Here is a 12,114-nt window from a genome sequence, read left to right as displayed (position 1 = left end):
GTCGGGAGGGGAGTCAGCTTTCGGCCGGCGCGCCGACCGCGACCGCGGTGAGGCAGATCAGGCCGATGGCGACGAAGCCGCAGCGGTGACGCCAGTCGCCGACGCCGTTGCGCCGCGCCACCGCGAACGCCAACGCGCATTGCAGCGCGTAGAACAGGGCGAACGCCCGCGACGACAGCGCCACCACCTGGAACGGATCGGTCAGCCAGACGACGCCGATCGCCAGCATACCGGCGAGCGCGAAGGCCAAGGGCACGGGCACGCGGCGTCGCGACACTTCGTTGATCAGCCCGCCCGCGCCGATCGAATCGGCGACCGCCGCGCTGAGCTGGCTCGATACCGCGCCGGCGAGCACGAAGGCGCCGAGCGCCGGAGCGATCAGCTGCATGATGTCGAGGATCCCCGCCACCCCCTCGGTCTGCGCCGCGCGCGACAGGAAGGGGGTGAGCAGCGCGATGAAGGCGAGATAGATGGCGGAGGCGATCCATTGCGCATGGCGCATCGTCCGGATCCGCAGCTCGGCGGGATAATCGTGGCCGAGGTAGCGCGACGTCTCGAACCCCTGCACCGTGATGATCAGGCCGAGCAGCATCGGCAGGCTGGCCCAGCCCACCCGCGCCGGCGGCAGCGGCTGGACCGCGCCGCCCGTCACCCAGGCGATGGCGAGCGCCACCAGCAGGCCGGCGATGATGCCGATCTTGATCGACACCGTGCCGTGCGCGACATGCTCGACCTTGCGCAGATCGCCGCCGAGCGCGAGCAGCGTCATCGCCGCGATCAGCACCGTGACGACGATATTGGCGATCACCGGTTGCCAGGCCGGATCGACCGCGATCGGCTTGAGCGAGAATTCCGCCAGCAGCTTCAGGTAATAAGCGACCGACACCGCATAGGCGAGGGCGAGCACGCCCTGGGTGATGCGCGCCGTCCAGGCGATCGGATCGGCGAAGGGGGCGGTCGCCAGATGATCCTCGACATGGCGGATGTTGAAGCGGATCACCCATCCGGCGGCATAAGCGATCGCCAGCAGCGCCGCCATCGCGAGGAGCGCCGCGCCGCCGAACTCGCGCGCCAGCAACGGTCCGCAGATCAGGAAGCCCGAACCGATGATCGACGCGAGCGGCGTCACCGTCGCGCGCCAGCCGTCCGATCGCGCGAACGGGCTGAAGGTCAGCCATGCCGCGACGAGGATCGAGACGCCGAGCGCGATGATGACGATCATGGAGGACTCCGGTGACGGGATCAAAGCGGCCGCTTTGCAGCCACGGCAGGGGTGCGGCTATCCTCGGGACCGCGTCGCCGTCTGTCAACCAAGGTTAACATTTCGCAACGTCAGCGGCGTGCCGGCAAATGCCGGCTCGGCGACGGAATAATCGACGCGCGCGCTACATCGCCTCCTTGACGCCGTTTCGCACCAGCAGCCAGTTCATCGGATAACTGGTACAGAAACCGGCGAGCATCGCGATTTGCATCGCCATCCAGAACTCCGGCTGGCCGGGTTCGGCGAGGCCGCCGAACTGCGGCGCGAACCACAGGAACTGGATCAGCGCCATGCCGCCGTACATGCCGATTTGCCACGCGCCGATCGACAGCACGTCCGCCTTGAGCGCGGCCCTGATGCCCTCGCCCGGCGACAGCTGCCGCATCGGCACGATGCTCCAATATTGAAAGCCGATGCCGAACAGGAAGGCGAACAGAAAGTCGGGGATCCAGAGCGCGACCATGCGCGTGCCGAACAGCGTGCCATAGCCGAACCAGACCGCCACCGCCGGCACCGCGAGCGCGAGTCCCTCGGCGACGATGTCACCGAGCGTGCAGCCGGCCCCGCAATGGCTCGCCCCCTTGAGCACCGAGACGGCGAAGGGCGTGTCCTCGTCCTGCCGCGTCGCGCGTCCCCAGCGATAATAGATCGCCAGCCACACCAGGCTGCCGAACAGCGCGGTCAGCGGCCAGACCAGCGCCATCACCGCCATCTTGGGCGGGTGCCGCCAGACATCGAGCGCGATGGTAATCGCGCAGGCCACCGCCAGCGACAGCGAGACGATCGCCGCGAGGTGCAGGGAGGCCGGAACGTTCGTCATGACCGTGTAACGCGACACGCCCGCGATGGCTGCCGTCCGTCGTCCGGCGACGCGCGCCGCGGCGGACGATCGTCGACCGGGCAAGTGGTTCAACGCACACGCTTTATCTTGACATTTGGCCCGTTCCGGCACAATTTCGCGGCGAGTCGAAGCGCGACCGCAGACCACGTTTCCCTCATCGACCAAAGCGACCATGCGGCAAACGCCCGCAGGTTTACGCACGTGTCTGATGGCCGATCACCTGGCAGTGGGAGATCGAAACATGAAACGACTGTTCCTCACAGCGATCGTCATAATGTCTGTCCTGTTCCCGGTCGCCGAAGCGAAGAAGCGACCCACCGATATCCATGTCACCGCGCCGGCCACCGTCCAGCTCTGGGCGGCGCAGCTTTCGCGCAGGATCAACGATGCGATGCGCTATCCGGTCGCGATGAGCCCGACCGAACGCCTGTATGGCTTCGCGCACGTCCGCTTCACTATGAACGCGGACGGAAGTTTGCGGAGCGTCTGGTTCTGCCGCAAGTCCGGCAATCGGCAGATCGACCAAGCCGCGCTGAACGCCGTATCGAAACTGAACGGGCTCGCCAGCCTGCCGGCGGGTATCGCGCCGGGACGGCAAATCGAGGCGCAGCTGTTCTTCGCGGAAGACGAAGAGGAGATGCGCGATATGGTGCGGGCCAACACCCGAGTCCGGGATCTGCCGGCCGATGCCCTTGCCGAACGCACCGATCCACCCCTGGTTCTTGCATCACTGGCTCGGATGCCGGGCAGCTAAGGCCGCCGGGCATTCCAGGGGGGCGCAGTCCGATGGCTCTGCGGGTATCGGGCTGCGCCTTGGCGGAGGGCGCGGCGACGGATCGATGGTGAGCGCGCCGACGGCGCGGGCAAGTCGGTCCGGTGCGGCGACTGCTGGCATTCGACGAGGTCGTCGGAGGGGGCAGATCGAGGTCGCGCTTTCGCGCGGATCGACCGGGGCGTTACTTCGGCGCCGGAAAGTCCGTCGGCGCGGCATTGCCGTCCAGCACCTTGTTGATGAACGATTCGGTGCCGCACGCCTCGAGCGATCGACCGAGCTTGATCGCCACCTCCGGCTTCATCCGGACCCTGCGGCCGTCGCTCGCCTCCAGAAAGACGTGGCCATCATCGACCCTCACCCGCGGCGACTCTCCATATTCGATGAACACGGACATAATCCATCCTTTCCATGGATCGATACGTGCCGGCAGGATGATCTTGGACGCGGATCGGAGAGTGGAATTATCGTTTAACTGGCCGAAGGTCGCGTGATCTGCTCTCCGGCGCAGACCAGACGTGCATGTTCTTCCTGTCGATGTATTGGGATCGTCTCCACGAATACAGTCCGGACAGGATAACGATCACAAGCTCAAGGAGCCAGATCACGCACAGGATATCGGCGATCATAGCAATGAATGACACGGCTATCCTCCCTGCTGCACAGCCGAGAGCCTGAACGGTATACGATATCAAATGATCTTACGACGAGCGATCTATGCAAGCTCTTCGACTGCAGAATGATGATACCGACTCGGCCATTTGTCAATCGCCGGAGAGCTTCGCAACGCGGATCAATTTTGGGTGATCGTAGACCTGCCGGCAATTGGAACCGGACGTTACTTGCGCAACCCGACGGAGGCCGATGGAGTCTCCCCCGCCAGCAGCGTCTCGGCCGATTCGAACTTGGCCCCGCCCGCCCCATGGAGGTTGGCGTTCCGATGGGGATAACCCCGGTCGAGCCGCCCGAGGCGCTGCTCGCCTGGCGCGCGTCAATACGCGAAGAGGACCGGCACCGGGCTTTCGTCGAGCATCGTCCGTGTCACGCCGCCGAGCAGCGCCTCCTCGAGACGGGAATGGCCGAAGCCGCCCATGACGACGCGGTCGGGCGCGCGCGCGGCGATCGCGGCGAGCAGCGTCTGCGCCGTGCACCCCTGTGAGGATTGCCATGGCTTGATCCGCGCAGCGATGCCGTGGCGGGAGCTATAGGTCGCGGCATCCTCGGCGGGCAGGCCGGCGCGACCGTCCGCCACCGTCAGGATCGTCGTCGCCGTCGCCTGCGCGAGGATCGGTGTCGCGGCCTGCATCGCGGTGACCGCACCGGGCGATCCGTCCCAGACGAGCAGCACCCGGTCGAGCGCGAGCCGCGGGCAGCCTTGCGGCACCGCGAGGATCGGCTTGCCCGATCGCACGATCAGCTCGCCGGCGATGCGGCGCATGTCGAGCAGCGACGGGCCGTCGAGCCGCCGGCTGACGACGACGAGGTCGCTGCAGCCGATATGGTGGCGCAGCGCCGCCGCGGCATCGCCGGTCGCGTCGATCCAGTCCCAGCGCACCTTCGCCCTCACCGTCCGCGCGCGCTTCTGAGTTCGCCGGGCCCGCGTTTGGTCACGCCGGATCCCGGCCATCGGGTCGGGATCCGGACATCGGTGCCCGCGCCATCCCGGCGCGCGACGCCCCTACCGGATCGCCACCACCTTCACCCCCGCCGCGTCGGCGATCGTCTTCCACTGGCGGTCGGCGGTCCAGGCCGGCAGGCCGTCGCGTTTGGCGAGCGCGAGGCAGAAGCGGTCGCCGAGCGACAGGCCGCCGGTGACGGTATGGATGCGCAGCCGCCCCGCCTCGCGCGCCAGATCGATGTCGGCGGGGACGAGGTCGATCGGCAGCGGCCGCAGCAGCCGGTCGACCGCGTCGTTGGGCATGCCGAGCTTGATGTAATGCGACGCGACCTCGGCCATGTTGACCACCGACATGCGGCTGCCGGCCAGCGCGCCCTCGACCTTCTTGGCCCCGGCCTCGCCGCGCAGCATCGCGAGCAGGGCCGAGGCGTCGAGCACCACCGTCACTCGCCCGACTCGCCGGCACGGCTGGCAAGGAAGTCCTCTACGCTGGCGCCGGGCGTATCGCGATACGGCCGGGCCAGCGCCTGCGCCTGCGCCACGATCTGCGACACGGTGCGCAGCACGACGCCGTCGGCAGTCTCGTCGAGATAGACCGCGCCGCCATCGACGAGTCCGAGCCGCTTGCGGATGTCCGCCGGCAGGCTCATGCGTCCGTTGGGCGTAATGTTGACCTGCACGGTCATCGGAAAACCTCGTCGCTGCTATGGCTATTGTCTGCCTATATAACTCGCGGCATGTCGTGAGACAAATACGAACGCACATGACGCAACGACGTGCGTGTGACACGCCCCCTGCCCTCTGCCATCTTCCGTATTGCCACTTACCATAATCGTGGCTTATGGTAACAACAGAACGCTTATCGCCAAATACAGGACCGCCATGACCCTGCTGACGATCCGACCCGCCGGTGCGCTGCCGCAGCGCCGTCGCGACGACAGCGCCGTCACGCCGGCGGCCCGGCTCATCGCCGCGCTCGGCCGCGCCGCCCCGGTCGACTGGCCGGCGGTCAGCGGCATCGGCGTCGAGGTGGCGCTCGAGGCGATGGCGGAGGCGTCGAAACTGGCGCTCGCCGCCGACCTCGACTGCTGGCTCGACTGGTGCGCGGGCGAGCGCCGCCCCGCCTGTCCGGCCGATCCCGAGGATCTCGTCCGCTATCTTCGCGCGCTCGAAGCGGACGGGCGCAAGCCGGCGACGCTCGCGCGGCGGATCGCCAGCCTCGCCACCGTCCACCGTCTGCTCGGGCTGCGCGCCGAGGCGCTGCCGACCGCCGCGCCGATGGTGCGCCATGCGCTGCGGGCGCACCGCCGGCGGCATGGCGCGGCGCAGCGGCAGGCGGCACCGCTGCGCTTCGGCGGGGCGCTCGGCGCGACGGGCGGGTTCACCATCGCCGCGCTGCTCGACGCCTGCGGCAGCGACGTGCAGGGCCGGCGCGACGCGGCGCTGCTCAGCCTCGGTTACGACGCCGGCCTGCGCGTCGGCGAGCTCACCGCGATCGACGTGCGCGACCTGCGCGCGCAGCCCGACGGCAGCGGCCTGCTCCACCTGCCGCGCTCGAAGACCGATCAGGACGGGCTCGGCGCCTGGGCGTGGCTGTCGGCGGATACGATGCGCCGCGTCGCCGCCTGGCGCAGCGACGCGGCGATCGCCGCGGGCGTGCTGTTCCGCCGCGTCGGCGTCGACCGCCGGCGGCAGCGGTCGAAGGAGCAGGCAGATGCGCGCTGGGGCGAGAGCAACACCGCCGATGCGGCGCGGCTGATCACCTATACGATCGGGTCGCAGCCGCTCACCCGCCAGGGCGTCACCGGCATCTACCGCCGGCTCGCGCGCGCGGCGGTGGCGGCGGGGCTGGTCGACCTGCCCGCCGGCGAGGTCGAGGCGCGCGTCGCCGCGCTGTCGACGCACTCGCTGCGCGTCGGGCTGACGCAGGACCTGTTCGCCGCGGGCGAGGACGGCACCGGCATCGCGCTCACCCTGCGCTGGTCGTCGCCGTCGACCGCGCTGCGCTACGGCCGCCAGTTGCAGGTGAAGAGCGGCGCCACCGCGCGCCTGCTCGCCGGGGTGCGGGGGTGAGCTAGGCCGGGGGCCCTTCCCGCACAAAGTCGAGAAAGGCGCGTAGGGGCGGCGGGACGAGGCGACGGCCCGAATAATAGAGGAACGGCCCCGAAAAGGACTGCCACCAGTCGGGCAGCACCGCCTCCAGCGCGCCGGTGGCGAGCGCCGGGCGCAGCCAGTCCTCGAACAGATGCAGGATGCCGCCGCCCGCGATCGCGACGTCGACGAGCAGATCGACCGCTCCGGCGACGCTGGCGATCAGCGGCCCCTGCGGCGTGACCCGCACGATCTCGCCGGCGCGCTCGAACTCCCACGGGCTGGTCAGCGCGCCGCTGGTGAAACGGGCGGTCAGGCAGCGATGGTCGAGCAGATCGCGCGGATGCGCCGGCCGGCCGCGCGCCGCGAGATAGGCGGGCGCCGCGGCGGTGGCGAAACGCTGGACGCGCGGCCCGATCGGCACCGCGATCATATCCTGTTCGAGCCGCTCGTCATAGCGGATGCCGGCGTCGCAGCCCGAGGCGATCATGTCGACGAAGCCGTCCTCGGCGACGATCTCCACCTCGATATCGGGATAGGCGGCGAGGAAGCCGGGCAGGATCGCCGGCAGCACCAGCCGCGCCGCGCTGACCGGCACGTTGAGCCGGAGCGTCCCCGCCGGCCGGTCGCGATAGCGGTCGACGACGTCGAGCGCCGCCGCGACCTCGCCGAGCGCCGGCGCCAGCCGCTCGATCAGCCGCATCCCCGCCTCGGTCGGGGTGACGCTGCGCGTGGTGCGGTGGAGCAGCCGCACGCCGAGCCGCGCCTCGAGCCGGCGCACCGCCTCGCTCAGCGTCGACGCGCCCGATCCGGTGCCGCGCGCCGCGTCGCGGAAACCGCGCGCCTTCGCGACCGCGAGGAAGGCGTTGAGATCGGCGAGGTCGGCCTTCATCGTTCGGTTTTCCGCACAGCCCGTCCCGATCTCTCCGGCTTATCCGCATGATCCGCAAGCGATATCTCGGCATCGGCGACCGCGGCTTACGTCTCCTGACCACCCCGGCCTTGGCCGGAGTGGTCCGTCGGGAGGGGAGGTTGCCGCTGCCGCACGCGGCTCGCCGCAGCATGACAGGAGACCCATGATGATCGACCAGGCAGGCACCTATTCCTTCGCCGGACGCCGCGTGACGCGGCTCGGCTATGGCGCGATGCAGCTCGCCGGCCCCGGCGTGTTCGGCCCGCCGCGCGACCGCGATGCGGCGCTCGCCGTGCTGCGCGCCGCGGTGGCGGCCGGCGTCACCCATATCGACACCAGCGATTTCTACGGGCCGCACGTCACCAACCGGCTGATCCGCGAGGCGCTGTCGCCCTATCCCGACGATCTGCTGATCGTCACCAAGATCGGCGCGCGGCGCGGCGACGACGCGGCGTGGCTGCCCGCCTTCGCGCCCGACGAACTGGCGCGCGCGGTCGAGGACAATCTGACGAATCTCGGCCTCGACACGCTCGACGTCGTCAATCTGCGGCTGATGTTCGACGTCCACGGCCCGGCGGAGGGATCGCTCGCCGCGCCGCTGCGCACCCTCGCCGATCTGCAACGGCAGGGGCTGGTGCGGCATATCGGCCTCAGCAACGTCACGCCGACGCAATATGAGGAGGCACGCGGCATCGCGCCGATCGTCTGCGTCCAGAACCAATATAATCTCGCCCATCGCGCCGACGATTCCTTCATCGACGCGCTCGCGGCGGAGGGTGTCGCCTATGTCCCCTTCTTCCCGCTCGGCGGCTTCAGCCCGCTGCAGTCGGACGACCTGTCCGACGTGGCGGCGGAGCTCGGCGGGACGCCGATGCAGGTCGCGCTCGCCTGGCTGTTGCGGCGGTCACCCAATATCCTGCTCATCCCCGGCACCGCGTCGCTGGCGCACCTGCACGAGAATCTGGCCGCGGCATCGCTGACCCTGACCGAGGCGGCGATGACGCGGCTCGACGCGATCGACGGTGCGCCACAGATTTAATAGTTCGGAATCATTGAACTAACGCGCGACCGCGCCATCTTGCCGCCAGCCGACAGCGCACGAGGCCGTGATCGCGGGCGATTTGGAGACCTTATATGTCACTCACAGGCAAGACGGCGCTGGTCACCGGCGGATCGCGCGGCATCGGCGCGGCGATCGCGAGGCGGCTCGCGGCCGAGGGCGCGACGGTCGCGATCACCTATGCCGGCAACACCGCCGCCGCCGACGCCACGGTCGCGGCGATCGAACAGGCAGGCGGCACCGCCTTCGCCTTCCAGGCCGATGCCGCCGACCCCGCGTCGCAGCGCGCCGGCGTCGATCAGGCGGCCGCGGCGCTGGGCGGGATCGACATCCTCGTCCACAATGCCGGCGTCGCCACCTTCGCGACGATCGCCGAGGACAGCGACGCGATCTTCGACCGCCAGTTCGACGTCAACGTCAAGGGGCTGCACGTCGGCACGCGCGCGGCGCTGCCCCACCTCACCGACGGCGGGCGGATCATCCTGATCGGCAGCATCTCGGGCGAGATGGCCTTCCCCGCGACCACCGTCTACAGCGCGACCAAGGCGGCGGTGGCGGCGCTGGCGCGCGGCTGGGCGAAGGATCTCGCGCCGCGCAACATCCTCGTCAACACGGTCCAGCCCGGCCCGATCGACACCGACCTCAACCCCGCCGACGGCGAGTTCGCCGCGCAGATGCTCTCGGCCATCCCGCTCGGCCGCTACGGCCGGGTCGAGGAGATCGCCGGCGCGGTCGCCTTCCTCGCCGGACCGGACGCGAGCTATATCACCGGCACGACGCTGACCATCGACGGCGGTGTGACCGCGTGACCGGCCCGGACCGGCGCCCGCCGGGGGCCGGTCCGTCCGACGTCGCGCGATCGCCGGCAACCCGATGCCGCGCCGATCATTGTGCCGGCATCACTCACATCGGAGACATGCCATGAAGACCCGCAAGCTCGGCCGGCAAGGCCTGGAGGTGTCGGCGCTCGGCCTCGGCTGCATGGGCATGTCCGACTTCTACGCCGGCCGCGACGAGGCGGAGGCGGTCGCGACGATCAACCTCGCGCTCGATCGCGGCGTCACCCTGCTCGACACCGCCGACATGTATGGTGTCGGCGCCAACGAGGAGCTGGTCGGGCGGGTGGTGCGCGAGCGGCGCGAATGGGTCGTCGTCGCGACCAAGTTCGGCATCGTCCGCGACGCCGACGGCAGCGCGCGCGGCATCAACGGCCGGCCCGACTATGTACGCCAGGCGTGCGACGCCAGCCTGCGGCGCACCGGCCTCGACATCATCGACCTCTATTACCAGCATCGCGTCGATCCCGACGTCCCGATCGAGGAGACGGTCGGCGCGATGGCCGAGCTGGTCGCCGCCGGCAAGGTGAAATATCTCGGCCTGTCGGAAGCCGCGCCGGAGACGATCCGCCGCGCGCATGCCGTCCATCCGATCACCGCGCTGCAGACCGAATATTCACTGTGGAGCCGCGATCCGGAGGAGGCGATCCTGCCGCTGGTGCGCGAGCTCGGCATCGGCTTCGTCCCCTACAGCCCGCTCGGCCGCGGCTTCCTGACCGGCGAGATCAGGACGCCCGACGATCTCGCCGCCGACGATACGCGGCGCAACCATCCCCGCTTCCAGGGCGAGGCATTCGCCCGCAACCTCGACCTCGTCGCCGCGATCGGCACGATGGCGGCGGACAAGGGCTGCACGCCGGCGCAGCTCGCGCTCGCCTGGGTGCTCGCGCAGGGCGAGGATATCGTGCCGATCCCCGGCACCAAGCGGCGCCGCTATCTCGAAGACAATCTCGGCGCGCTCGACGTGACGCTCACCGCCGACGAGCTGGCGCGGATCGACACGATCCTGCCGCCCGGCGCGGCGAGCGGCACACGCTATCCCGCCGCGACGATGGCGAGCGTCAACCGGTGAGCGTCGCCTCCTTCGCAGCCATCGCGCCGGATCGGCAGGCGGTCGTCACCGGCGCGGCGAGCGGCATCGGCCTCGCCGCGGCGCGCGCCTTTGCCGCACAGGGTATGCGGGTCGCGCTGCTCGACCGGCCGGGCGACGCGCTCGACGCGGCCGCCGCGGCGATCCCCGGAGCGAGCGCCTATGGCGTCGACGTCGCCGACGCCGCGGCGATGCACGCGCTCGCCGCGCGGATCGGGCCGGTCGCGGTGCTGATGGCCAATGCCGGCATCGGCGATGGCGGCGACGTCTTCGCCGACGGCGACGTCTGGCGCCGCGTCATCGACGTCAATCTGATGGGCGTGCTCAACGCCGTGCAGGCGTTCGCGCCGGCGATGGTCGCGGGCGACGCGCCCGGGCTGATCATCGCCACCGGATCGAAACAGGGGATCACCCAGCCGCCGGGCAATACCGCCTACAATGTCAGCAAGGCCGGGGTGAAGGCGCTGACCGAGGGGCTGGCGCACAGCCTGCGCACCCGCACCGGGGATCGGGTCAGCGCGCATCTGCTGATCCCCGGCTTCACCTATACCGGCATGACCTCGCCGCGGCCCGAGAAGCCCGCCGGCGCATGGACGGGCGAGCAGGTCGTCGCGCTGATGCTCGAGCGGCTCGCGGACGGCGATTTCTACATCCTCTGCCCGGACAATGAGACGACGCCGCAACAGGACGCCAGGCGCATCGCCTGGGCGGCGGGCGACCTCCTCGCCAATCGCCCCGCGCTGTCGCGCTGGCATCCCGATCATGCCGAGGCCTTCGCCCGCCATATGGCGGGCGACTAGGCGGCGCCGATGGCCGATCCGCAAACCGTGACGCTGGCGCTGCTCGCCCGGCGCGCGCCGGGCGCGACGGTCTGCCCGAGCGAGGTCGCCCGCGCGATCGCGCCCGACTGGCGCGCGGCGATGCCCGCGGTCCACGCCGCAATCGACGCGCTGGTCCGCGAGCGGCGGGTGCGGCTGAGCTGGCAGGGCACGCCGCTGACGACGCGGTCGGGGCCGTACCGGATCGGGCGGGTGGGCGAGGAATGACGCCTGCGATCGCCGCGGGCGGTGCGTGCGGGCGCGGAGGCGGTTCGGCAACGAAACCGACGATTGACGATGGTGAGATGGGATAGGTCCCACGGGCGCCTTAACGGGCTGGCGGCTGCATGAGCTCGATCGTGATATGATCGGGGCCTGAAACATAGGCCACCAAAGTCCCCTTTCGGGGACCACCCGCGATTGGCAGCGGACGACCCTTGGCCTTCCAGCCTGCGGCTTCGACGCGACCAATGGCAGCATGGATATCGTTCACGGTCAGAGCGAGGTGAGCCGCACCGATCGCCCCCGCGCTGTTCGGTACCTCCCCGTTCTGACGTCCTTTTGAATACTGCAACAATTCGACCACATACCCGTCAGCGGCCTTGACGATCGCCGTCTTCACACGCGGATCATCGACACCCGTCACCTGATGCAGGAAGTCGCCCCCCATTTCCGACTGCCGCTCCAGCGTGAAGCCAAGCGCTGCCGTCCAGAAGCGAATGGCTTCGTCCAAAGATGATACGGCAAAGCCGGTGTGATCCACGGCCATCACGTTTGCGGCGTCGTTCATTGGTGCAGTCTCACTGGCCCGTGC

15 protein-coding genes are annotated in these 12,114 nt (G+C 69.7%); 7 read left to right on the top strand and 8 right to left on the bottom strand.

Annotation, left to right across the window (positions count from 1 at the left end):
- Nucleotides 1–13: 13 nt before the first annotated feature.
- Nucleotides 14–1,222 (bottom strand): Aq_097 family APC-type transporter, encoded by a 1,209-nt coding sequence (locus tag V8201_RS17210; RefSeq protein WP_336546052.1) that lies wholly within the window; start codon nucleotides 1,220–1,222, stop codon nucleotides 14–16.
- Between the two features lie 163 nt (nucleotides 1,223–1,385).
- Nucleotides 1,386–2,081, bottom strand: a complete 696-nt coding sequence (locus V8201_RS17205; protein ID WP_336546051.1) for a DUF4396 domain-containing protein — start codon at nucleotides 2,079–2,081, stop codon at nucleotides 1,386–1,388.
- A gap of 262 nt (nucleotides 2,082–2,343) precedes the next feature.
- Here V8201_RS17205 and V8201_RS17200 point away from each other — a divergent pair, with 262 nt between their 5' ends.
- Nucleotides 2,344–2,856, top strand: coding sequence for an energy transducer TonB family protein (locus V8201_RS17200; protein WP_336546050.1), 513 nt, complete (start codon nucleotides 2,344–2,346; stop codon nucleotides 2,854–2,856).
- A gap of 202 nt (nucleotides 2,857–3,058) precedes the next feature.
- Here V8201_RS17200 and V8201_RS17195 read toward each other — a convergent pair whose 3' ends face one another.
- The 4 genes from V8201_RS17195 to V8201_RS17180 all read right to left on the bottom strand — a co-directional run bounded on the left by V8201_RS17195 (nucleotide 3,059) and on the right by V8201_RS17180 (nucleotide 5,178).
- Nucleotides 3,059–3,271, bottom strand: coding sequence for a hypothetical protein (locus V8201_RS17195; RefSeq protein WP_336546049.1), 213 nt, complete (start codon nucleotides 3,269–3,271; stop codon nucleotides 3,059–3,061).
- Between the two features lie 594 nt (nucleotides 3,272–3,865).
- Nucleotides 3,866–4,441: a universal stress protein gene (locus tag V8201_RS17190; protein ID WP_336546048.1), complete on the bottom strand. Its 576-nt coding sequence runs from the start codon at nucleotides 4,439–4,441 to the stop codon at nucleotides 3,866–3,868.
- Between the two features lie 111 nt (nucleotides 4,442–4,552).
- The gene (locus V8201_RS17185; protein WP_336546047.1) at nucleotides 4,553–4,939 is read right to left on the bottom strand and encodes a type II toxin-antitoxin system VapC family toxin; all 387 of its coding nucleotides are present in this window, start codon (nucleotides 4,937–4,939) and stop codon (nucleotides 4,553–4,555) included.
- Nucleotides 4,936–5,178, bottom strand: coding sequence for an AbrB/MazE/SpoVT family DNA-binding domain-containing protein (locus V8201_RS17180; RefSeq protein WP_037535391.1), 243 nt, complete (start codon nucleotides 5,176–5,178; stop codon nucleotides 4,936–4,938). Before V8201_RS17180 ends, V8201_RS17185 begins: the two co-directional genes overlap by 4 nt.
- Nucleotides 5,179–5,374: 196 nt before the next feature.
- Here V8201_RS17180 and V8201_RS17175 point away from each other — a divergent pair, with 196 nt between their 5' ends.
- On the top strand, nucleotides 5,375–6,565 hold the full coding sequence (locus V8201_RS17175; protein ID WP_336546046.1) for a tyrosine-type recombinase/integrase: 1,191 nt from the start codon (nucleotides 5,375–5,377) through the stop codon (nucleotides 6,563–6,565).
- A gap of 1 nt (nucleotide 6,566) precedes the next feature.
- On the opposite strand, the gene V8201_RS17170 is transcribed toward V8201_RS17175, so the two are convergent.
- Nucleotides 6,567–7,475: a LysR substrate-binding domain-containing protein gene (locus tag V8201_RS17170; protein WP_271301058.1), complete on the bottom strand. Its 909-nt coding sequence runs from the start codon at nucleotides 7,473–7,475 to the stop codon at nucleotides 6,567–6,569.
- Between the two features lie 187 nt (nucleotides 7,476–7,662).
- On the opposite strand from V8201_RS17170, the gene V8201_RS17165 reads away from it, so the two are divergent.
- The 5 genes from V8201_RS17165 (at nucleotide 7,663) to V8201_RS17145 (ending at nucleotide 11,528) form a co-directional block, all read left to right on the top strand.
- Nucleotides 7,663–8,535: an aldo/keto reductase family oxidoreductase gene (locus V8201_RS17165; RefSeq protein ID WP_271301057.1), complete on the top strand. Its 873-nt coding sequence runs from the start codon at nucleotides 7,663–7,665 to the stop codon at nucleotides 8,533–8,535.
- Between the two features lie 95 nt (nucleotides 8,536–8,630).
- Nucleotides 8,631–9,365, top strand: a complete 735-nt coding sequence (locus V8201_RS17160; RefSeq protein ID WP_037535393.1) for an SDR family oxidoreductase — start codon at nucleotides 8,631–8,633, stop codon at nucleotides 9,363–9,365.
- 112 nt (nucleotides 9,366–9,477) lie between these two features.
- Nucleotides 9,478–10,464: an aldo/keto reductase gene (locus V8201_RS17155; protein ID WP_336546044.1), complete on the top strand. Its 987-nt coding sequence runs from the start codon at nucleotides 9,478–9,480 to the stop codon at nucleotides 10,462–10,464.
- Nucleotides 10,461–11,282 (top strand): SDR family NAD(P)-dependent oxidoreductase, encoded by an 822-nt coding sequence (locus tag V8201_RS17150; RefSeq protein ID WP_271301055.1) that lies wholly within the window; start codon nucleotides 10,461–10,463, stop codon nucleotides 11,280–11,282. Before V8201_RS17155 ends, V8201_RS17150 begins: the two co-directional genes overlap by 4 nt.
- Before the next feature lie 9 nt (nucleotides 11,283–11,291).
- On the top strand, nucleotides 11,292–11,528 hold the full coding sequence (locus V8201_RS17145; protein ID WP_037535371.1) for a DUF3253 domain-containing protein: 237 nt from the start codon (nucleotides 11,292–11,294) through the stop codon (nucleotides 11,526–11,528).
- Between the two features lie 100 nt (nucleotides 11,529–11,628).
- Here V8201_RS17145 and V8201_RS17140 read toward each other — a convergent pair whose 3' ends face one another.
- Entirely contained in the window at nucleotides 11,629–12,090 is a 462-nt protein-coding gene (locus tag V8201_RS17140) for a VOC family protein (RefSeq protein ID WP_271301054.1), read from the bottom strand.
- Nucleotides 12,091–12,114 lie beyond the last annotated feature (24 nt).

It is taken from the genome of Sphingomonas kyungheensis, from assembly GCF_037120395.1.
GTDB lineage: Bacteria > Pseudomonadota > Alphaproteobacteria > Sphingomonadales > Sphingomonadaceae > Sphingomonas > Sphingomonas kyungheensis.
The sequence above is the reverse complement of the archived record's forward strand: the minus strand, read 5'-3'. Positions and strand labels throughout refer to the sequence as shown.

Coding starts and splice junctions, on each gene's coding strand:
- V8201_RS17195 (WP_336546049.1), bottom strand. CDS start 3,271: ATGTCCGTGTTCATCGAATATGGAGAGTCGCCGCGGGTGAGGGTCGAT.
- V8201_RS17170 (WP_271301058.1), bottom strand. CDS start 7,475: ATGAAGGCCGACCTCGCCGATCTCAACGCCTTCCTCGCGGTCGCGAAG.
- V8201_RS17145 (WP_037535371.1), top strand. CDS start 11,292: ATGGCCGATCCGCAAACCGTGACGCTGGCGCTGCTCGCCCGGCGCGCG.
- V8201_RS17140 (WP_271301054.1), bottom strand. CDS start 12,090: ATGAACGACGCCGCAAACGTGATGGCCGTGGATCACACCGGCTTTGCC.
- V8201_RS17155 (WP_336546044.1), top strand. CDS start 9,478: ATGAAGACCCGCAAGCTCGGCCGGCAAGGCCTGGAGGTGTCGGCGCTC.
- V8201_RS17160 (WP_037535393.1), top strand. CDS start 8,631: ATGTCACTCACAGGCAAGACGGCGCTGGTCACCGGCGGATCGCGCGGC.
- V8201_RS17165 (WP_271301057.1), top strand. CDS start 7,663: ATGATCGACCAGGCAGGCACCTATTCCTTCGCCGGACGCCGCGTGACG.
- V8201_RS17180 (WP_037535391.1), bottom strand. CDS start 5,178: ATGACCGTGCAGGTCAACATTACGCCCAACGGACGCATGAGCCTGCCG.
- V8201_RS17175 (WP_336546046.1), top strand. CDS start 5,375: ATGACCCTGCTGACGATCCGACCCGCCGGTGCGCTGCCGCAGCGCCGT.
- V8201_RS17205 (WP_336546051.1), bottom strand. CDS start 2,081: ATGACGAACGTTCCGGCCTCCCTGCACCTCGCGGCGATCGTCTCGCTG.
- V8201_RS17210 (WP_336546052.1), bottom strand. CDS start 1,222: ATGATCGTCATCATCGCGCTCGGCGTCTCGATCCTCGTCGCGGCATGG.
- V8201_RS17200 (WP_336546050.1), top strand. CDS start 2,344: ATGAAACGACTGTTCCTCACAGCGATCGTCATAATGTCTGTCCTGTTC.